Source organism: Ancylobacter sp. G4_0304 (assembly GCF_047501495.1).
Classification (GTDB): domain Bacteria; phylum Pseudomonadota; class Alphaproteobacteria; order Rhizobiales; family Xanthobacteraceae; genus Ancylobacter.
Window position 1 is genome coordinate 21,408 of record NZ_JAZDRM010000011.1, and the last position, 17,944, is coordinate 39,351.

Annotated in this window: 18 protein-coding genes; 11 read left to right on the top strand and 7 right to left on the bottom strand. The window is 67.8% G+C overall.

Annotated elements, in window-relative coordinates; all coding sequences use genetic code 11:
- Nucleotides 1-14 precede the first annotated feature (14 nt).
- From VRZ77_RS08245 to alr, 4 genes are read left to right on the top strand one after another with little or no spacing between them, the layout of a single operon-like run.
- Nucleotides 15-668, top strand: coding sequence for an amino acid ABC transporter permease (locus VRZ77_RS08245; protein WP_414592189.1), 654 nt, complete (start codon nt 15-17; stop codon nt 666-668).
- Entirely contained in the window at nt 641-1,315 is a 675-nt protein-coding gene (locus VRZ77_RS08250) for an amino acid ABC transporter permease (RefSeq protein WP_414592190.1), read from the top strand. Before VRZ77_RS08245 ends, VRZ77_RS08250 begins: the two co-directional genes overlap by 28 nt.
- On the top strand, nt 1,308-2,114 hold the full coding sequence (locus tag VRZ77_RS08255; protein ID WP_414592191.1) for an amino acid ABC transporter ATP-binding protein: 807 nt from the start codon (nt 1,308-1,310) through the stop codon (nt 2,112-2,114). Before VRZ77_RS08250 ends, VRZ77_RS08255 begins: the two co-directional genes overlap by 8 nt.
- A gap of 32 nt (nt 2,115-2,146) precedes the next feature.
- Nucleotides 2,147-3,268 carry an alanine racemase gene (alr, locus tag VRZ77_RS08260; protein WP_414592192.1) on the top strand — a complete coding sequence of 374 codons (1,122 nt, stop codon included), beginning with the start codon at nt 2,147-2,149 and terminating at the stop codon, nt 3,266-3,268.
- Between the two features lie 78 nt (nt 3,269-3,346).
- On the opposite strand, the gene VRZ77_RS08265 is transcribed toward alr, so the two are convergent.
- On the bottom strand, nt 3,347-3,760 hold the full coding sequence (locus VRZ77_RS08265) for a hypothetical protein (RefSeq protein WP_414592193.1): 414 nt from the start codon (nt 3,758-3,760) through the stop codon (nt 3,347-3,349).
- Nucleotides 3,761-4,785: 1,025 nt separating this feature from the next.
- On the opposite strand from VRZ77_RS08265, the gene VRZ77_RS08270 reads away from it, so the two are divergent.
- Complete coding sequence (locus VRZ77_RS08270) at nt 4,786-6,669, top strand: heavy metal translocating P-type ATPase (protein ID WP_414592194.1); 1,884 nt, start codon at nt 4,786-4,788, stop codon at nt 6,667-6,669.
- Between the two features lie 84 nt (nt 6,670-6,753).
- On the opposite strand, the gene VRZ77_RS08275 is transcribed toward VRZ77_RS08270, so the two are convergent.
- The 4 genes from VRZ77_RS08275 to VRZ77_RS08290 form a co-directional block, all read right to left on the bottom strand.
- The gene (locus tag VRZ77_RS08275; protein WP_414592195.1) at nt 6,754-7,545 is read right to left on the bottom strand and encodes a hypothetical protein; all 792 of its coding nucleotides are present in this window, start codon (nt 7,543-7,545) and stop codon (nt 6,754-6,756) included.
- On the bottom strand, nt 7,545-9,014 hold the full coding sequence (locus tag VRZ77_RS08280) for an arylsulfatase B (protein ID WP_414592196.1): 1,470 nt from the start codon (nt 9,012-9,014) through the stop codon (nt 7,545-7,547). Before VRZ77_RS08280 ends, VRZ77_RS08275 begins: the two co-directional genes overlap by 1 nt.
- Nucleotides 9,011-10,003, bottom strand: a complete 993-nt coding sequence (locus tag VRZ77_RS08285; protein ID WP_414592197.1) for a formylglycine-generating enzyme family protein — start codon at nt 10,001-10,003, stop codon at nt 9,011-9,013. Before VRZ77_RS08285 ends, VRZ77_RS08280 begins: the two co-directional genes overlap by 4 nt.
- A gap of 98 nt (nt 10,004-10,101) precedes the next feature.
- Nucleotides 10,102-11,124, bottom strand: coding sequence for a helix-turn-helix domain-containing protein (locus VRZ77_RS08290; protein WP_414592198.1), 1,023 nt, complete (start codon nt 11,122-11,124; stop codon nt 10,102-10,104).
- Between the two features lie 146 nt (nt 11,125-11,270).
- Between VRZ77_RS08290 and VRZ77_RS08295 the strand changes: the two genes are divergently transcribed.
- Together VRZ77_RS08295 and VRZ77_RS08300 are read left to right on the top strand one after the other, a co-directional pair.
- Entirely contained in the window at nt 11,271-11,567 is a 297-nt protein-coding gene (locus VRZ77_RS08295; protein WP_414592199.1) for an alanine racemase, read from the top strand.
- 14 nt (nt 11,568-11,581) lie between these two features.
- Nucleotides 11,582-11,887, top strand: coding sequence for an alanine racemase C-terminal domain-containing protein (locus VRZ77_RS08300; protein WP_414592200.1), 306 nt, complete (start codon nt 11,582-11,584; stop codon nt 11,885-11,887).
- Here the strand turns inward: VRZ77_RS08300 and VRZ77_RS08305 are convergent.
- Complete coding sequence (locus tag VRZ77_RS08305) at nt 11,863-12,675, bottom strand: SDR family NAD(P)-dependent oxidoreductase (RefSeq protein WP_414592201.1); 813 nt, start codon at nt 12,673-12,675, stop codon at nt 11,863-11,865. The two genes, VRZ77_RS08300 and VRZ77_RS08305, sit on opposite strands and share 25 nt — an antisense overlap.
- Nucleotides 12,676-12,819: 144 nt before the next feature.
- Here VRZ77_RS08305 and VRZ77_RS08310 point away from each other — a divergent pair, with 144 nt between their 5' ends.
- From VRZ77_RS08310 to sseA, 4 genes are all read left to right on the top strand, one after another.
- Nucleotides 12,820-14,304: a cryptochrome/photolyase family protein gene (locus VRZ77_RS08310; protein WP_414592202.1), complete on the top strand. Its 1,485-nt coding sequence runs from the start codon at nt 12,820-12,822 to the stop codon at nt 14,302-14,304.
- A gap of 80 nt (nt 14,305-14,384) precedes the next feature.
- On the top strand, nt 14,385-15,416 hold the full coding sequence (locus VRZ77_RS08315; RefSeq protein ID WP_414592203.1) for a cysteine synthase A: 1,032 nt from the start codon (nt 14,385-14,387) through the stop codon (nt 15,414-15,416).
- On the top strand, nt 15,416-16,132 hold the full coding sequence (locus tag VRZ77_RS08320; protein ID WP_414592204.1) for an alanyl-tRNA editing protein: 717 nt from the start codon (nt 15,416-15,418) through the stop codon (nt 16,130-16,132). Before VRZ77_RS08315 ends, VRZ77_RS08320 begins: the two co-directional genes overlap by 1 nt.
- A gap of 38 nt (nt 16,133-16,170) precedes the next feature.
- Complete coding sequence (sseA, locus tag VRZ77_RS08325; protein WP_414592205.1) at nt 16,171-17,019, top strand: 3-mercaptopyruvate sulfurtransferase; 849 nt, start codon at nt 16,171-16,173, stop codon at nt 17,017-17,019.
- Nucleotides 17,020-17,147: 128 nt separating this feature from the next.
- Here sseA and VRZ77_RS08330 read toward each other — a convergent pair whose 3' ends face one another.
- Nucleotides 17,148-17,885: an amino acid ABC transporter ATP-binding protein gene (locus VRZ77_RS08330; protein WP_414592272.1), complete on the bottom strand. Its 738-nt coding sequence runs from the start codon at nt 17,883-17,885 to the stop codon at nt 17,148-17,150.
- Between the last annotated feature and the right edge of the window lie 59 nt (nt 17,886-17,944).

Below are 17,944 nucleotides of genomic sequence, written 5' to 3' on the forward strand. Positions count from 1 at the left end.
CCGAGCGTCCGTCCATGAATCTCGCCTTCATCCTCAACAACGCATCCCTGCTGATGGAGGGGGCGGCGATGACCGTCGCCCTTGCCATCGGCGCCCTGCTCGGCGCCACGCTCGGCGGCGGTGTGGTGGCCTACCTGCGCATGAGCCGCCATGCGCCGCTCCGCTATGTTGGCACCGGCTTCGTCGAAATCATGCGCAACACGCCCATCCTCGTGCAGATCTTCGTGCTGTATTTCGGCCTGCCGACGCTGGGCGTGCACATGTCGGCCTTCACTTCCGCCGTGCTGGCGATGTCGCTGCAGAACAGCGCCTATATCGGCGAGATCTACCGCGCGGGGCTGGTCTCGATCCATCCGCGCCAGCGGGAGGCGGCGCTGGCGCTGGGCATGATGCCCGCGATGGCGCTCAGGGTCATCCTGCTGCCGCAGGCGCTTCGCCGCGTCCTGCCGCCGCTCGGCAACCAGTTCATCATTATCATCAAGGACACCTCGGTCGCCTCGACCATCGCGGTCGCCGAACTGACCCAGGCCAGCAAGCTGCTGCTGGATCGCAGCGCCGCGCCCTACGAGACCTTCCTGACGGTGGCCCTGATCTACCTCGCCATCAGTGCGGGCGTCGCCGGCGTGCTGAAGCTCGCCGAATGGCGCTATCCGGTGAGGGCCTCGTGATGACCGCCGCCATGCTGATGTCCTCCGGGATGTACCTCGCCCAGGGCGCGCTGGTGACGATCGGCCTGTCACTGGGGATCATCGCCGTCGCCACCGTCGCCGGCATGCTGCTGGCCCTGCTCCGACTTTACAGCTGGAAGCCTCTTGGCCTCCTGGCCGCAGCCTATGGGCTGGTTGCGCGCGGCGTGCCGCTGCTGGTGCTTCTGATCGGTAGCTATTTCAGCCTGCCTTATCTGGGGCTCGACCTGCCGCTCTGGCTGGTCGTGGTGCTGGTTGGCGGCCTGTACTTCGCGGCCTATGTGGCGGAGGTGTTCCGGGCGGCACTGGCCGCGGTCCCGCGCACGCAGTGGGATGCCGGCCGGGCTCTCGGCATGCGGCGCGTCCAGCTGTTCACCATCGTGATCCTGCCGCAGGCGCGGCGCCTCAGCCTCCCGCCCTACCTGAACGTCGCTCTGGTCGCGGTGAAGAACACCTCTCTGGTGTCCGCCATCGGCGGCTGGGAACTGGTGGCTGCGGGTCGGGAAATCGGCGAGCGGACCATGGAGATACTCCCCGCCTATCTCGCCGTCGCCGCGTTCTATTTCGTGATCTGCTTCTCAATCTCGCAGATCGGGCGCCATGTCGAAAAGAAGATGCGCTATGTCTGATCTCACCTCCCCCGCCACCTCCGAGCCGCTGGTCGTCATCGGCCGGGTGGGCAAGTCGTTTGGCGCTGTCGACGTCCTCAAAGAGGTCAGCCTCACCGTCGCCGCCGGGGACGTGCTCTCGCTCATCGGCCCCAGCGGCTCGGGCAAGACGACGCTGCTGCGCTGCGTGAACTACCTGGAAACCTATGAGCGGGGCCTGATCACCATTGCCGGCGAAACCGTCGGCATCGAGCCGCTGCCCGATGGCCGGCGCCGCCGCAAGTCGGATAGGCAGATCGCCGCGCTGCGGGCGCAGGTCGGCATGGTGTTCCAGCATTACAACCTGTTCCCGCATCTGGATGTGCTGGAGAACCTCACCGTGGCGCCGTGCCGCGTCCATGGCGAGGCGCCGGGTCCGGTGCGCGAGCGGGCACTGGCGTTGCTGGAGCGTGTGGGCCTTGCCGACAAGCGTCACCGCTATCCTTCCGAGCTTTCAGGCGGCCAGCAGCAGCGTGTGGCGATCGCCCGCGCGCTCACCATGCGACCGCGCCTGCTTCTGCTCGACGAGGTGACCTCCGCCCTCGACCCGGAGCTGGTGGGCGAGGTGCTCGATGTCATCACCTCGCTGGCCGCCGACGGCATCACGATGATGATCGTGACCCATGAAATGGCGTTCGCACGCGAGGTGTCGACCTCGGTCGCCTTCATGGCGGATGGCCGGCTGATCGAAAGCGGCGCGCCCGAGGCCATTTTCGAAGCGCCGGATCACGAACGTCTGCGCAGCTTCATGCAGCGCTACCGCGCGGGGAACCGGCTGTGAGCGCGCCCTCATCCATCCGGGATTTCACCTCGATGACCACCCCCCTGCGCCCGACCTGGTGCGAAATCGATCTCGGCGCCGTCGCTCACAATGTGCGCCAGCTTCGCCACCTCATCGGGCCGGCGGTCGCGATCTATATGTGCCTGAAGGGCGACGCGAGCGGCTGCGGCGCCACGGAAGTCGCGCGGCGGGCCGAGGCTGAAGGCGTCGACGGCTTCGCCTTCGGCAACATCGACAGTGCCCTCGCCTGCCGCGCCGCCGGCGTCACGCGCCCGATCCTGCTCTATCCCACCTGCCTGCCCGACAGCGCGCCCTTGCTGGAGCAGGCAGAACTGATACCCACGCTCTCCACGCTGGAGGACGTCGCGCTCTGGGATCGCGCGGCCCGCCACCGCCTGCCGGTTTTCCTGAAGATCGACGGCGGCGGCTTCCGGGCCGGCGCCTTCCCGCATGAGGCGGCGGCGATCGCGCGCGCGATCACCGAGAGCCGTCATCTTCGTCTGGCGGGGGTCTATGGCCACCCGATGACGAGCTACGGCTTCGAGGACGAGCCCTACACACTCGCCCAGCTGGAGGCGATCCAGCGGGCGCTTGCCGCCATCGAAGCGGAGGGCATCGACGTGCCGATCCGCATGGTCTCCAGCTCGGCGATCGTCCTCGGCCACCCGGAGGCGGATCTGAACGCGGTGGATCCGGGTCGACTCGTCGTCGGCATGACGTTCCAGTCGGTCGCCGAGCGGCAGGCGAGCTGGAGGCCCGCGCTGGTGGGATTGAAGAGCCGCCTTGTCATGGTGCGCGCGCTCGCGCCGACGGATGACATCGTTCGGGCACCGTTTCTGACGCTCCGCCCGAACATGCGCCTCGGGCTCATTCCCTTCGGCTGGAGCGATGGCTTTCCGAAGTCCATGCCGCGGAACGCTACCTTGCTGATCCGCGGAAGACGGGTGCCGCTGCTCGGACCCTCGCATTCGGAATTGCTGCGCGTGGACCTGACGGATGTGCCGGACGCGCAGGTTGGCGACGAGGTGGTCCTCCTCGGCCGGTCGGGCGATGCCGCCATACCGCTTGAGGAACTGGCGGAACAGTGGCGGATGTCGACGCACGACCTCTTTCCCGCGATCGGAAAGACCCTGCCGCGCCGCTACATCGACTAACTCGACCTCTTAGAGCCCTCAGCCACAGTCCCGATGGCGTCCGGGCCGGGAAAAGATGTGCCATTGCCCTGATCGCATTCAAGCCCCCCGCACCCGTGCTTCCGCATCGGCATCGGGAGCAGTGCTCCAGGCAGTCAAGCCGGCAGCATCGTGACGCTGCAGCTGCATCAAGCGTGCAACATCCCTGCGGATGCGTCGCAGTTCCGGCCACGGGAAATGCCGCCCCTCGGCGCCCTCGGCACCGACGGCGATCAGCACGTCGAGCTTCGCAGAGAGACCGCACAAAGAGGAGGCATCCGCTGCAAAGAGCCGCGCGATCAGACGCTCTTCGTCGGCGGATGCCGCAGCCTCTTGATATCGTGTGACGGAGTAGCCGATGGCGCGATCCGCGTCGTCCCACCGCTGCTGATGTGCACGCAGCACTGCAGCGACTTCGGCGCGCTGGGTACAAAGCGACGGCAGATCGGCCGCAAGCTCATCGAACTGTCGCATTGAGCCGATGCTAACCGGCGACTACAGCAAGAACCACCTGCGGAAAACCGATCATCCGCGCAAGTTCGGACTCCAGGCGTTGCTGTTTCCGGCATAGAGCGAGCGTGCCGATGCGCGGTGCGCCACGCTTTCCATGCAATGATAGCGACATCTGTCGTGCCGCCATCACGCGGCACGGCCGCAGACGAACTGTTGATAGAAGCGCCGCCGACCGTCAGCAGGGCGGCGGAGAGAATGTCTCTCCGCGAGGGCCGGGACAGAGTCGTGCTAATCTCCGAATTAGCCATGATCGAACTGACGGCGCCTTCGCCGTCCAAGCGGGCCGACGGGGTCATCATTACGACCGAAGCCGAATAACGGGCCGTCCGCCCGAATTAATCCTTGCCTTCCGCCCAAGATCGCATAGCGTCTCACTGATGCTCAGCCCAACTCATATAGCGCCTTGAAATTGCGGGCCTATTTGTTGACTTCACCTATTCTGAAATAATACGTATCACATATATTTGAATGCTCTGCTGAAGGTATTTTTGCTTGCTCAGGGAGCCACTCCCCCGTTTCCGGGGCGGCTCAGCTTCTCCCAGATCGCCTCGGCATCGACGGCGAGATGCCTGCAATTGAGCCGAGGCCCTCCGGCGTGGCCTGAACGATCGCGGTGAAGCAGCCTGACCCGCAGCGTCGCGCCCGCCTTCGCCGCCGTCGCTCCAGGATTGCGCCGTTGCCAGCTACAGCGTCGACCGCCATTGGAGCGGCATTCGGGGCCTCTATCGAAGGACGCTGGCCGCGACGCTCCGCTTGCGCAATCCGCGGCTTCGGGCACCCTGCGGCACCGACGTGCGCGAAGGCCATCACCTGGGCGACGGCGGTGAGGGTGCTCGGCGCCCGCAAGGGCGCGGGCACCTCAACCGGCGACGGGAAATCGATGCCCTCTTCTTGCTTCGCCGGCCCTGTGGCATTCGCCTCTGTGGGACCGGACGCCTCTTCGGGGACGCATCGATGGCGGATCGGGCTCAGGAAAGCTGAATGCGATGGAGCATTCGAACATGGACAGGCTCAAGATCGCGCTGCTGCTGGTGGGGCTCGGCGGGCTTACGGGCGGGCTCATACTCCATGTCGCGGGAAGGCCGGATGTCGCGCAGATCGTCTGGTCTGCGGGCGTCGTGCCCGTCCTGGCCGCGCTGCTGGTGGAAATCGTGCGCAGCCTGTGGCGCGGCGAGGTGGGCCTCGACATCGTGGCGGCGCTGTCCATGTCCTCCGCCCTGGTGTTCGGGGAGACGCTGGCGGCGGCAGTGGTCGCCGTCATGTATTCCGGCGGCACCTTCCTCGAAAGCTTCGCTGAGGGCCGCGCCCGCCGGGAGATGCGCGATCTCCTCTCGCGCGTCCCGCGCCTGGCGACGCGATATCGCGACAACGGTCTGGTCGACGTGCCCCTCGACGATATCGTGCCCGGCGATCGTCTGCTGATCCGGCAGGGCGATGTCGTGCCGGTCGACGGCACCGTGGCCTCCGCCTCCGCCTTCCTCAACACCTCGGCCCTGACCGGAGAATCGCTACCCGTCCGCGTCAATGCAGGCAACGAGGCGATGAGCGGCTCGACCAATGCTGGCGAAGCCTTCGACCTGACGGCGTCGCGGCCAGCAAAGGACAGCACCTATGCGGGCATCGTCCGGCTGGTGGAGGAAGCCCAGCGGTCGAAGGCACCGATGTCGCGGTTGGCGGATCGGTGGTCGCTCGGCTTTCTGGCCGTCACCGTCGGGCTCGCCTTTGCCGCCTGGTGGTTCACCGGAGACCCGATACGCGCCGTCGCCGTCCTTGTCGTGGCGACGCCCTGCCCGCTGATTCTCGCCGTTCCCGTCGCCCTGGTCGCCGGCCTGTCGCGGGCGGCGCATTTCGGCGTGCTTATCAAGGGCGCGGGTGCCCTCGAAACCATGGCGAACATCCGGACGCTGATCCTGGACAAGACCGGCACGCTGACGGAAGGCCAGCCCCGGATCGTCTCGATCGACGGCCACACCGGAATGGACGGGAACGATATCCTCCGCCTGGCAGCGGCCCTCGAACAGGCCTCCAAGCACCCGATGGCGCAGGCGATCGTCGCCGCCGCCCGAACAAGGGGCCTACCCCTACCCGCGCCATCGGACGTGACGGAAGTCCCGGGCGAAGGGGTGGCCGGATATGTGGAGGGCCGCGGCGTCCTCGTCGGCGGGCATGGGTTCGTTTCGGATCGCGTGGGGCGGTCCGGGGCGGAGCATCCGGCGCTCGCGGCGGGGGCCGTGCTCGTGGCGGTCGGCATAGACGGCCAGTTGGCGGGACATCTGATCATGGCCGATCCGCTGCGCGACGGGGCGCAGGCCATGCTGTCCGGCCTGCGCGGCCAGGGCGTCGAACGCATCCTGCTGGCCACGGGGGACCGCCGTGAAGTGGCCGAGCGCGTGACGCAGGGCCTCAGCCTCGACTGCATCCGTGCGGGCCTGACCCCGGACCAGAAGGTCCTGCTGGTGCTTACCGAGCACAAGAGGGGGCCGGTGATGATGGTCGGGGACGGCGTGAATGACGCGCCTGCGCTCGCAGCGGCCGATGTGGGCGTCGCCATGGGCGCGCGCGGTGCCGCCGCTTCTGCCGAAGCCGCCGACGTGGTCCTGCTCGTCGATCGCATCGATCGACTGGGAGCCGGGATGAAGATCGCGCATGGCGCGCGCCGGATCGCACTGGAAAGCGTCGTCGCCGGCATAGGGCTGTCCGTTCTCGGCATGGTAGCGGCGGCGCTCGGTGCTCTCACGCCCGTCCAGGGAGCCCTGCTCCAGGAGGCGATCGACGTCGCCGTCATCCTCAATGCCCTCAGAGCGCTCCGCCTCGCCCCGGCGGGCACGCCGCCCTCCCCATCGCCCCCGTCATCACCCGAACCGGCCTGACAGGGGGCTCGGCCGCACGCTTGCGGAACAGGTCACTGTGCGCTGTCGGGGACGGCCCGCGGCGGCGCGCTCCCGTGACCCGGCCTAGAAGCGGTAGCTCGCGCCGAGCACCGGGCCCTGCATGCGGACATCATAAAGAAAATTGCCGTCCTCATAGTCGACCGCGAGTGCCCGATAGCCCGCGCGCAGAGCGAGGTTCTCGTTCCACTGGTAGTTCACCGTGGCGATCGCCTGCCAGGTGAACTGTGAACCGACATCAAAGCCGCCAATGTCGCCGACCAGCGTGACACTCCACGGCCCTCCCAGCTGTGCCGACAGGCGACCGACCAGCACCGGATCGACCCAGCTGGCAGTCTGGCTGTATTCGAGGCTCGGCTCGATGCTGAGCTTGTTGTTGAGATGCCAGAAGCGCAGGCCCGCGCCGGCATCGATGGAGAGTTCGGGCGTATCATAGAGCCGGTACAGCACATTGCCCTGCAGGGTCAGGCTGCGCGAGCGGACCTCGACATCCGCCGCGTAGGGGCCGGGCAGGGTGCCGCCGGGCGAGACCTGCGTGAACATCACATCCGCCAGGAAACTCCACCGGCCGGCCCGCATCTCGCCCGCCCCCATCAACCCGCCGTCGAGATCCTTCAGCACGTCATTGAAGCTGAGGTCGATGTCGGTCGACGGCAGCGGCGGAAGGGTCGAGGTCGTGCCCTTGAGCGCGCTGGCCCAGAGATAGAACGAGGCAATGAAGACCGGCGTATCGGCGGTGGCCACCGGCGCGGGTTCCGCCGGCCGCAGCGCGTCGAGGTCGGCGCCCGAGGCCGGGGCACTGGCCAGCGCGGCAAACATGGCCGCGGCGAGCAAACCGGGAAAAGCGGCGTGATGCATCAATCGTTCTCCAGCCCCATTTCGTACAGCGCGGCGCCCGGCGTCGAAAGGGGGGCCGAGAGCGTTGATTTCAGCGCAGCCGCGTAGAAGAGCGGGGGGGCCATGCTCCGGGCGAGGCTCACCACCTTGGCCTGCAGCTCCGCCACCTTGTCGGGATGTGCCGCCGACAGGTCCGTCGTCTCGGAGGGGTCGGCTTCCAGGTCGAACAGCTCGGCCTTCGGCGGCAGCACGACCTGCCAGACCAGCTTCCACTTGCCCTCGCGCACGGCCCCCTGGGTCGGCTCGACATTGTAGACCACCTCGTCGCGCCCGGACTGGCCGAGAGCAAGCGCGGGCCAGACATCCCGACCGTCCAGCGGTTTGGCCGGGTCAAGGCGTGCCCCGGCGAGCTTGGCGAGTGTCGGCAGCATGTCCACCACATGCATCATGCCGGTCGCCTCCCCCGCCTGGATGCGGCCGGGCCAGTTGGCCAAGCCGACCACGCGCGTGCCCCCTTCATAGAGAGTGCCCTTGCCTTCGCGATAAGGCGTGTTGTCTGGCGGCAGGTCGCCAGTGACGGCACCTTCGCCGGCGAACATCCGGTTGCGAGTGCCGCCATTGTCGGAATGGAACACGGTCAGCGTATCCGCGCGCATGCCGCGCATCTCCAACGCCGCCATCACCTGGCCGATCTGATTGTCCATGGCGGTGATCATGGCGGCATAGGCCCGCCGCGCGGGGTCCTGGATCGAGGCGTACATGTCGAGATAACGCTGCGGCGCCTGATAGGGCGTGTGCGGGGCCGTGAAGGCAAGATAGAGGAAGAGCGGCGTGCCGGGATCATGCCGGCCGATCAAGCGGATGGCCTCGGCACCGAACAGTTCGGTGTCGTAGCCCTCTTCCTTGACCAGATTGTTGTCGCGATACCAGTCGGTGACGCCATGCGCCTCGTGCTTGAAATGGTCGATCTCGCCGACGAGCGGGCCATAGAAGCTGTCGAAGCCCCTCTGGCGCGGCCAGTATTTGCGATCGGCATGGCCCAGATGCCATTTGCCCACCAGCGCCGTGCGGTAGCCCGCTTCCTTCAGCGCCTGCGGCAGCAGGAATTCGTCGGTCGCCAACCCGTAATCGGCGCCTGACGGAATGACCCCTGTCTGAAGGCCATAGCGCAGCGGATAACGGCCGGTCATCAGGGCCGCGCGGGTCGGCGTGCACATGGGCTGGGCGTAGAACTGGCCGAACCGCGCTCCCTCGGCCCCGAGCCGGTCGAGATTGGGGGTGCGGATGTCCGAGCCGTGGAAGCCGACATCGGCGAAACCGAGGTCGTCGGCCATGATGTAGAGAATATGCGGGCGCGGGGCGTCCGCCGCCCGCGCGTCCCGCGCCAGCAGCGAAAGGCCGGCAATTGCCGCGAGAAAACCGGCGCCGCCGGCAAGGATGTCGCGCCGGTTGGGCGAGGCCGCGGCTGAAGTGGTGAGCGTGTCTGTCATGGCGTCCTCGTCGGGAGCCCGACCCGCCGGACACAACGAAAGCCGATGTGCACCGAGGCGGTGTCCAGGGTCTGGGGTTGGCGGGCCGCCGGGCGATAACGGCGGCAATAGCTGGGCGCGCACAGATGCGATCCGCCCTTCAGCACCTTGCGCGGGGCGGCGAGGCCGGGCGCGAGGAGATCCCGGCTTTCCGCGGCGTTGCCGCCCTGCGGGTTGCGGGGAATGCAGCAGGATTTGCCGGCAGGTTCGGGGGGTCGCTGGCGATACCAGTCGGCCGTCCACTCCCAGACATTGCCGATCATGTCGAACAGGCCGAAACCATTTGGCGGGTAGGCGGTGACGGGCGAGGTACCTGCGTGGCCATCCTCCGCGAGGTTCTCCATCGGGAAACGTCCCTGCCAGGTATTGGCGCGGTGCACGCCACCGGGCGCGAGCTCGTCACCCCAGGCATAATCGGCGCCGTCCAGGCCGCCGCGGGCGGCGAATTCCCACTCCGCTTCGCTGGGAAGCGCTTTGCGGCACCAGTGCGCATAGGCCAGCGCGTCCGCGTGGCAGACCTGGACCACGGGGTGGTCCATCCGCGCCGCGATGGAACTGCCGGGCCCCTGCGGATGGCGCCAGTCCGCGCCGGGCATGAAGCGCCACCATCGCGTCCAGTCCCGCCCGTCACCCGTGTCCGCGGGAGGGACGAAGACCAGCGAACCTGGTACCAGCAGATGGGGATCGGCCTCCGGATAATCTTCCGGCCGTGGCGGGCGCTCGGCGAGCGTAACGTAGCCGGTGGCGGCGACGAAGCGGGCAAAGTCCTCGTTGGTAACGGGAGCGCGGTCGATGAAGAAGCCGTCCACCGTGACCGGGTGAGCCGGTGCTTCCTCGGGATAATGGCGATCGGAGCCCATGAGGAAGCGGCCTCCGGCGATCCAGATCATGCCATCAAGGGCGCCGGCTTCGGGATCGGCCTCAAACGCGTCCGCAGTCGTTGCACCCATGGCTCATTCGCTTCCACGCCTGTCTCAGCGGCTGACCGTCGGGGCGGCGCACCTCTGGGTCGACAGGGGAGAGGCATAGCCAGACGCCCGGGTGCTGCTCAATTGCCATTTCGCGCCAGCATCGCCTCGCGCCATCGGGCGGGCGAGTCGCCCTCCCAGCGGCGAAAGGCGCGGACGAAATGGGCCGGGTCGCGATAGCCGAGCATTCGGCCAATGGACATGACCGGGAGCGCGCGGTCGGCGAGATGGCGCCGGGCTTGCCGACGCCGCCACGCGTCCACCTGGACCTCGAAGGTCGTCCCGAGCTGCGCCAGCTGGCGCTGGAGGCTGCGCGGCGACAGGCCAAGGCACAGTGCCGAGTCGATAAGCGACAGGCGTCCCGCCATCGCGGCGGCGGCGATGATGAGGTCAAGCGTCTCGATCAGCGCGCGGTCGTCGCGCATATCCCACGCCAGCGATGAGGTTGCCCGGTCCTCCGTCGGCGGCGGCACGGTGCCGAACATGGCGTTGGGCCGGTCGAGCCAGGCCGCATCGAAGCTCACGGTGATCCCGATGCCATTGCCGAAGGAGACGCCGGCGCCGAGCGTGTCCTCATAATCGCGGGCCGGCATGCGCGCCCGGTGCGGCAGCTGAACGTGAAGGTCGCCACCGCCCTCCCCCGTGACCGCCCGCAGCGCGGCCACGACGAAGCCGGCCACGCCTTCATTGAGCACCGCGGCATGACCGGCATCGCTGTCGGCGAAGGCGTGGTGCCAGCACGCCCGTCCGTCGCTCTCGCGGAAGGCAATATGGACGCCGCCCTGCAAGGAGGGCATGTGGTGAGTATGGGCGTGGAGACATTCGCGCAGCGTCCGCCCTCCAAGCAGGGCTTGCCCGCTAGGGCCGAGGCGCAACGGATCCGCGCCGGCCGCAAGGTCGAGCCCGATACCGGGTGAGCCTGTCCGCCGCGAAAAATCTTCCAGCAGGGTGGCGATCTGCGCCCGCGCCACGCGACGGCCCGGTTCCAGATCCGCCCCTATGCCGGCCCGCTCAAGCAACGGCATCAGCGCGACGCCCTGATGATCGGCGACGTCCGGCAGCATGTGCAGCAGCGAGAGATTGACGGGGTGTCGATCCCACATCGGCGATGACGTCCAGCCCCGCAAAGACATTGATGGCAATTTCTAGCGCCATATCGTTCAGCAGACCATGCGCATCCTGTCATTTCCCGGATTGGACCACGCCGAATTCCCGGCAACGGCTCCGTACCGGTTCCCGCGCGAGGTCGATGGCCGGCGCCGCCGCAAGTCGGACCGGCAGGTCGCCGCGCTGCGGGATGACGAGCTACGGCTTCGAGGACGAGCCCTACACACTCGCCCAGCTGGAGGCGATCCAGCAGGCGCTTGCCGCCATCGAAGCGGAAGGCATCGACGTGCCGATCCGCATGGCCTCCAGCTCGGCGATCGTCCTCGGTCATCCGGAGGCGGATCTGAACGCGGTGGATCCGGGCCGGCTCGTCGTCGGCATGTCGTTCCAGTCGGTCGCCGAGCGCAGGCGAGCTGGAGGCCCGCGCTGGTGGGATTGAAGAGCCGCCTTGTCATGATGCGCGTGGACCTGACGGATCTGCCGGACGCGCAGGTTGGCGATGAGGTGGTCCTCCTCGGCCGGTCGGGCGATGCCGCCATCCCGCTTGAGGAACTGGCGGAACAGTGGCGGATGTCGACGCACGACCTGTTTCCCGCGATCGGAAAGACCCTGCCGCGACGCTACATCGACGGAACGCGACGCCGTGGACTCCACCGGAACGAGAGCGATCGGCAACGCGAGGAGCGCTGCCGATCGCCGTCATGCCGCCAAAGCCGTTCGCCGCCCCGCCCCGCTCACGCCGGGACATCGAGGCCGTAGCGCGCGGCGGGATGGGCGAGTGACAGGCGCGGCCACATCGCCATGCGCGCCGCCGCCAGCCGGTCCCATTCGCCGGCGTCGGGCAGCGAGGGAATGGTGATCGCCTCACCGAGATCGAGCCCGGCCAGCGCGCCATCCACCAGTTCGTCCACCGCCATGAACATCTCGGCCGGCAGATGGCTGAAGTCGAGGCCGGAATTGTCGAAGAACTCGGTGCGGGTCAGGCCCGGCAGCACCGCCTGTATGCGCAGCTCCGGCCGGTCCTTGAACTCGTTCTGCAGCGACTGCGTGAAGTTGAGCACATAGGCCTTGGTGGCGCTGTAGGCGCCGAGCAGGCTCTCCGGCATCAGCGCCACCACCGAGGCGATGTTGATCAGCGTGCCGCCGCCGCGCGCGGCAAAGGCGTTCACCGCCGCCACCGAAAGCTGGCTGAGCGCCACGACATTGATCTGCACCATCGCATCGATGCGCGCGACCTCGGCGCCAAGCACCGGACCTTCGGTGCCGACGCCGGCATTGTTCACCAACAGCGAGATCGCGGCATCCTCGCTCACGCGCGCGGCAAGTCGCGCGACATCGGCGGGGTTGCCGAGATCGGCCGGCAGCACCTCGACCTTGCGCCCGGTCTCGCGCACCAGCTCGGCCGCGAGTTCCTCAAGCCGCGCCTTGTTGCGCGCGACCAGCACGAGGTCGTGGCCGCGGCTGGCCAGCCGGCGCGCATAGACCTTGCCGATGCCGGACGAGGCGCCGGTGACGACGGCGGTGCCCTTGGTGGCGGTGGCATTCATGACAGTCTCCATCTCAGCGCGGGAAAGGCCGCGTCCTTCATTTTTATATTATGATCATCATAATTAAATCTCAAGTCTCGAATGAACGGTTTTTCCCGCGCCTGCGTATAAAAACGAGGCCGCTATCCGCGACGCTGGGACCCGATGACAGACGCCCCTCCCCCGACCGCCGACCGATCCGATCCGCGCCCCGCCCTCGTCTGGCTGCGCGATGATCTGCGCCTTGCCGACAATCCCGCGCTTGCCGCCGCCCTCGCCTCGGGCAGGCCGGTGCAGCTGCTCTATGTGCAGGACGAGGAGAGCTCCGGCCTGCGCCCGCTCGGCGGGGCGGCGCGCTGGTGGCTTGCCCGCGCGCTCGCCGCGCTGGAGCGCGACGTCAACGCATGCGGCGGCCGGCTGCTGCTGCACCGTGGCGCGGCGGACACGGCGCTCCCCGCCGTGGTCGAAGAGACGGGCGCGGGCGCGGTGTACTGGAACCGGCGCTATGGCGCGGGCGAGATCGCAGTCGACACAGCGATCAAGACCGGGCTGCGCGAGAGCGGCGTGGCGGTGGAGAGCTTCAGCGCCAGCCTGCTGCACGAGCCCTGGACTGTGCTGACGCAGGCGAAGACGCCCTACAAGGTTTTCACCCCGTTCTTCCGCGCCGCCGCGAGCCAGCCGGTTCGCGCGCCCCTGCCCGCCCCCGCGCTCGATGGGCGGCTCGTCCCGGCGGCGCGGGCGGCGCAAAGCGAAGCGCTCGCCGACTGGCATCTCGAACCTTCGCAGCCCGACTGGGCCGGCGGACTGCGCCAGGCCTGGCAACCGGGTGAGAGCGGGGCGCGGGCGACACTGCGCACCTTTATCGACCATGGCATCCATGGCTATGCGCAGGGGCGCGACCTGCCGGGCCGCGAAAACGTGTCTCGGCTCTCGCCGTTCCTGCGCTTCGGCAATCTCTCGCCCCATCAGGTGCTCGCGGCTGTGCGCCATGCCGAGGCGGCCGGCGAGGTCGGGGCGCGCGACGCCGCCAAGTTCATCAGCGAAATCTACTGGCGCGAGTTCTGCTACCATCTGATGTTCCACCTGCCGGACATCGCGGCGGCCAATATCGACCGGCGCTTCGATGTCGTGGAGTGGCGCGACGACCCCGAGCTGCGGAAAGCGTGGCGCAAGGGGCTCACCGGCTACCCGATCATCGACGCCGGCATGCGCCAGCTCTGGCGCACGGGCTGGATGCACAACCGGGTGCGCATGCTGGTCGCCTCGTTCCTGATCAAGCACGGCCTCACGGACTGGCGCGAGGGCGAGCGCTGGTTCTGGGACACGCTGGTCGATGCCGACCCGGCGAACAACCCGGCCGGCTGGCAATGGGTCGCCGGCTCGGGCGCGGATGCCGCACCGTGGTTCCGCATCTTCAATCCCGTCACGCAGGCCGAGAAGTTCGATCCAGAGGGCGCCTATGTCCGGGAATTCGTGCCGGAACTGGCGGGCCTGCCGGACAAATACATCCACCGACCGTGGGAGGCCGATGCCGCGACGCTGCGCGCCGCCGGGGTGGAGCTGGGCACGACCTATCCGCACCCGATCCTCGATCTGGCGGCCGGGCGAACGCGCGCGCTGGACATGCTCGGGCGCATTCGCGGGGATTGAGCGGCGCCGCAGGTTGCCGAGGCGGCATTGCCCCACTAACTTCGTGGACCTTTCGCAACGCGCAGAACCCAAGTCATCCCATGGACATCCGCAACGGCCTCGTCGAATCGATCGGCAACACGCCGCTCATCAAGCTGCAACTCGCCTCGGAACAGACCGGCTGCACCATTCTCGGCAAGGCGGAATTCCTCAATCCCGGCCAGTCGGTGAAAGATCGCGCCGCGCTGTTCATCATCAAGGACGCGGTGGCCAAGGGCCAGCTCAAGCCCGGCGGCGTCATCGTCGAGGGCACGGCCGGCAACACCGGCATCGGCCTCGCGCTGGTCGGCAACGCGCTCGGCTTCCGCTCGGTGATCGTTATTCCCGAGACGCAGAGCCAGGAAAAGAAGGACATGCTGCGCCTCGCCGGCGCCGCGCTGGTCGAGGTGCCTGCCGTCGCCTACGCCAACCCGAACAATTACGTGAAGGTCTCCGGCCGCCTCGCCGAGGCGCTGGCCAAGACCGAGCCGAACGGGGCGGTCTGGGCCAACCAGTTCGACAATGTCGCCAACCGGCAGGCGCATATCGAGACCACCGGCCCGGAGATCTGGGAGCAGACCGAGGGCGAGATCGACGGCTTCGTCAGCGCGGTCGGCACAGGCGGCACGCTGGCGGGCTGCGCCATGGCTCTTAAGGAGCGTAATGCCCGCATCAAGATCGCTCTCGCCGACCCCTTCGGCGCCGCGCTCTATTCGTACTACACCACCGGCGAGCTGAAGGCCGAGGGCTCCTCGATCACCGAGGGCATCGGCCAAGGCCGCATCACCGCCAATCTCGAAGGCGCGCCGATCGACATCGCCTACCAGATCCCTGACGCCGAGGCGGTGCAGATCGTGTTCGACCTGCTGGAACATGAGGGCCTGTGCCTCGGCGGCTCGTCCGGCATCAATGTCGCCGGCGCCATCCGCCTCGCGAAGGAACTCGGGCCGGGGCACACCATCGTCACCATTCTCTGCGATTTCGGCACGCGCTATCAGTCCAAGCTGTTCAACCCGGAATTCCTGCGCGAGAAGGGACTGCCGGTTCCCGGCTGGCTGGAGTGCAGGATCGAGCTGCCGAGCGTGCTGGTGTGATGGCCACCCATCTGCTGTTTCGCGACGACGCCTATCTGGCAGAGACCGCCGCCACGGTGACCGGCCTGACGCCGGAAGGCGGCGTGATCGTCGACCGGACCGTGTTCTACGCCACTGCCGGCGGCCAGCCGGGCGACACCGGCGTGCTGGTGCGGGCCGACGGCTCGGAGATCGCACTCGCCACCGCCGTCTATGGGCCGGACAAGGCCGAGATCATCCATGTCCCCGCCGCGCCGGGCGGCGCGCTGCCGGAGATCGGCGAACAGGTCACGCTGCGGCTGGACTGGCCGGTGCGCCACCGGCGCATGCGCATGCACACCGCGCTGCATCTGCTCTCGGTTGCCCTGCCCTATCCGGTCACCGGCGGCTCGATCGGCGAGAGCGAGAGCCGGCTCGACTTCGACATTCCCGATGCCGGGCTCGACAAGGACGAGATCACCGCCAGGGTGAACGCGATGATCGCCACCGGCGCTGACGTTACCGAGAGCTGGATCACCGACGCCGAGCTCGACGCCAATCCCGGCCTGGTCAAGACCATGTCGGTGAAGCCGCCGCGCGGAACTGGCCGGGTGCGGCTGGTAAAGATCGACGGGCTCGACCTCCAGCCCTGCGGCGGCACCCATGTGCGCAATGTCCGTGAGATCGGCGCCGTGCAGGTGACCAAGATCGAGAAGAAGGGCCAGCAGAATCGCCGCGTGCGGCTGGCTTTCGCCTGAAAGCCGCGGCTGCGTGGCCGCCAACCGGAGCAAGAGTGATGGCCTACGATACCCACTTCGTCAGCACCGAATGGCTCGCCGACCATCTCGGCGCGCCCAACCTCGTGATCGTGGACGGCTCCTGGCACATGCCGGCGACCGGCCGCAGCGGGCGGGCGGAATATCTGGAGCGGCACATTCCCGGCGCGGTGTTCTTCGACCTCGACGCCATTTCCGACACGTCGAGCCCGCTGCCGCACATGCTGCCCTCCGAGACGCTGTTCCGCGCGGCGATGGAGGCGCTCGGCATTGGTCGCACCATGAAGATCGTGGTCTATGACACCGCCGGACTGTTCTCGGCGCCGCGCGTGTGGTGGACGCTCAAGGTGTTCGGCGCCGTCGACGTGCAGATCCTCGATGGCGGCTTTCCCAAATGGCTGGAAGAGGGGCGCCCGGTCGAGGCCGGCGAGCCGGGAATTTATCCCGCGAGCTTTCCCGCCAAGCTCGACCGCGACCGCGTGGCAAGCCTCGCCGATGTCGCGAAGACCATCGCCACCGGCTCGGCGCAGATTCTCGATGCCCGCGCCGCCGAACGCTTCCGCGGCGAGGTGCCGGAGCCGCGTGCGGGGCTGCGTTCGGGCCATATTCCCGGCGCGCGCAACCTTCCGGTCTCCGAGGTGGTGAAGAATGGCCGCCTCGCCGATGCCGACACGCTGCGCGCCGCCGTCGCGGCCGCCGGCATCGACCCCAAGCAGCCGGTGATCACCAGCTGCGGCTCCGGCGTCACCGCCGCCATCCTCTGGCTGGCGCTGGACACGCTCGGCACCCCGCCCAAGGCGCTCTATGACGGCTCGTGGACGGAGTGGGGCGGCTCCGACCAGCCGATCGCCACCGGCCCGGCGGACTGACCCCACCTACCTACCCGACATGCAAAAGGCCGGTCCGCACATGCGAGCCGGCCTTTTCTGTCGATGGAAGGCGGCTCTCCCGCCCGATCTGCGGGGCGGGTTCCCCGGCAGAGTGCTCGGCGCGCGCGTCAGTGCAGGATCTGGCTGAGGAACAGCTTGGTGCGCTCGTGCTGCGGGTTGGAGAAGAACGCGTTCGGCTCGTTCATCTCGATGATCTGCCCGGCATCCATGAAGATCACGCGGTTGGCGACCTGACGCGCGAAGCCCATTTCGTGGGTCACGCACAGCATGGTCATCCCCTCCTCGGCGAGGCTCACCATGGTCTCCAGCACTTCCTTGACCATTTCCGGGTCGAGCGCCGAGGTCGGCTCGTCGAACAGCATGATCTTCGGCTTCATGCACAGTGCGCGGGCGATGGCGACGCGCTGCTGCTGACCGCCCGAGAGCTGGCCGGGATACTTGCCCGCCTGCTCGGGGATCTTCACCTTCTTGAGGAAGTGCATCGCCAGTTCCTCGGCGTCCTTCTTGGGCATCTTGCGGACCCAGATCGGCGCCAGCGTGCAGTTCTCCAGAATGGTGAGGTGCGGGAACAGGTTGAAGTGCTGGAAGCACATGCCGACCTCGCGGCGGATCTCGTCGATGCGCTTGAGATCGTTGGTCAGCTCGATGCCGTCTACCACGATCGAGCCCTGCTGGTGTTCCTCCAGCCGGTTGATGCAGCGGATCATGGTCGACTTGCCCGAACCCGACGGCCCGCAGATGACGATGCGTTCGCCGCGATGGACGCGCAGGTTGATGTCCTTCAGGACGTGGAATTCGCCGTACCATTTGTGCACGCCGACCAGCTCCACTGCGATCTCGCGCATGGGCGGGGTGTGAACGGCGGGGAGTTCGTCGCTGGCGACGATCGAATGGGGCTCGGACA

What these genes read in the sequence shown, in the direction of transcription:
- VRZ77_RS08250 (WP_414592190.1), top strand. Translation starts at nt 641, where the DNA reads ATGGCGCTATCCGGTGAGGGCCTCGTGATGACCGCCGCCATGCTGATG.
- VRZ77_RS08320 (WP_414592204.1), top strand. Translation starts at nt 15,416, where the DNA reads ATGGCCACCCATCTGCTGTTTCGCGACGACGCCTATCTGGCAGAGACC.
- VRZ77_RS08270 (WP_414592194.1), top strand. Translation starts at nt 4,786, where the DNA reads ATGGAGCATTCGAACATGGACAGGCTCAAGATCGCGCTGCTGCTGGTG.
- VRZ77_RS08290 (WP_414592198.1), bottom strand. Translation starts at nt 11,124, where the DNA reads ATGTGGGATCGACACCCCGTCAATCTCTCGCTGCTGCACATGCTGCCG.
- VRZ77_RS08305 (WP_414592201.1), bottom strand. Translation starts at nt 12,675, where the DNA reads ATGAATGCCACCGCCACCAAGGGCACCGCCGTCGTCACCGGCGCCTCG.
- VRZ77_RS08265 (WP_414592193.1), bottom strand. Translation starts at nt 3,760, where the DNA reads ATGCGACAGTTCGATGAGCTTGCGGCCGATCTGCCGTCGCTTTGTACC.
- VRZ77_RS08310 (WP_414592202.1), top strand. Translation starts at nt 12,820, where the DNA reads ATGACAGACGCCCCTCCCCCGACCGCCGACCGATCCGATCCGCGCCCC.
- VRZ77_RS08315 (WP_414592203.1), top strand. Translation starts at nt 14,385, where the DNA reads ATGGACATCCGCAACGGCCTCGTCGAATCGATCGGCAACACGCCGCTC.
- VRZ77_RS08275 (WP_414592195.1), bottom strand. Translation starts at nt 7,545, where the DNA reads ATGCATCACGCCGCTTTTCCCGGTTTGCTCGCCGCGGCCATGTTTGCC.
- VRZ77_RS08255 (WP_414592191.1), top strand. Translation starts at nt 1,308, where the DNA reads ATGTCTGATCTCACCTCCCCCGCCACCTCCGAGCCGCTGGTCGTCATC.
- VRZ77_RS08330 (WP_414592272.1), bottom strand. Translation starts at nt 17,885, where the DNA reads ATGCGCGAGATCGCAGTGGAGCTGGTCGGCGTGCACAAATGGTACGGC.
- VRZ77_RS08300 (WP_414592200.1), top strand. Translation starts at nt 11,582, where the DNA reads ATGATGCGCGTGGACCTGACGGATCTGCCGGACGCGCAGGTTGGCGAT.
- VRZ77_RS08295 (WP_414592199.1), top strand. Translation starts at nt 11,271, where the DNA reads ATGGCCGGCGCCGCCGCAAGTCGGACCGGCAGGTCGCCGCGCTGCGGG.
- VRZ77_RS08285 (WP_414592197.1), bottom strand. Translation starts at nt 10,003, where the DNA reads ATGGGTGCAACGACTGCGGACGCGTTTGAGGCCGATCCCGAAGCCGGC.
- alr (WP_414592192.1), top strand. Translation starts at nt 2,147, where the DNA reads ATGACCACCCCCCTGCGCCCGACCTGGTGCGAAATCGATCTCGGCGCC.
- VRZ77_RS08280 (WP_414592196.1), bottom strand. Translation starts at nt 9,014, where the DNA reads ATGACAGACACGCTCACCACTTCAGCCGCGGCCTCGCCCAACCGGCGC.
- sseA (WP_414592205.1), top strand. Translation starts at nt 16,171, where the DNA reads ATGGCCTACGATACCCACTTCGTCAGCACCGAATGGCTCGCCGACCAT.
- VRZ77_RS08245 (WP_414592189.1), top strand. Translation starts at nt 15, where the DNA reads ATGAATCTCGCCTTCATCCTCAACAACGCATCCCTGCTGATGGAGGGG.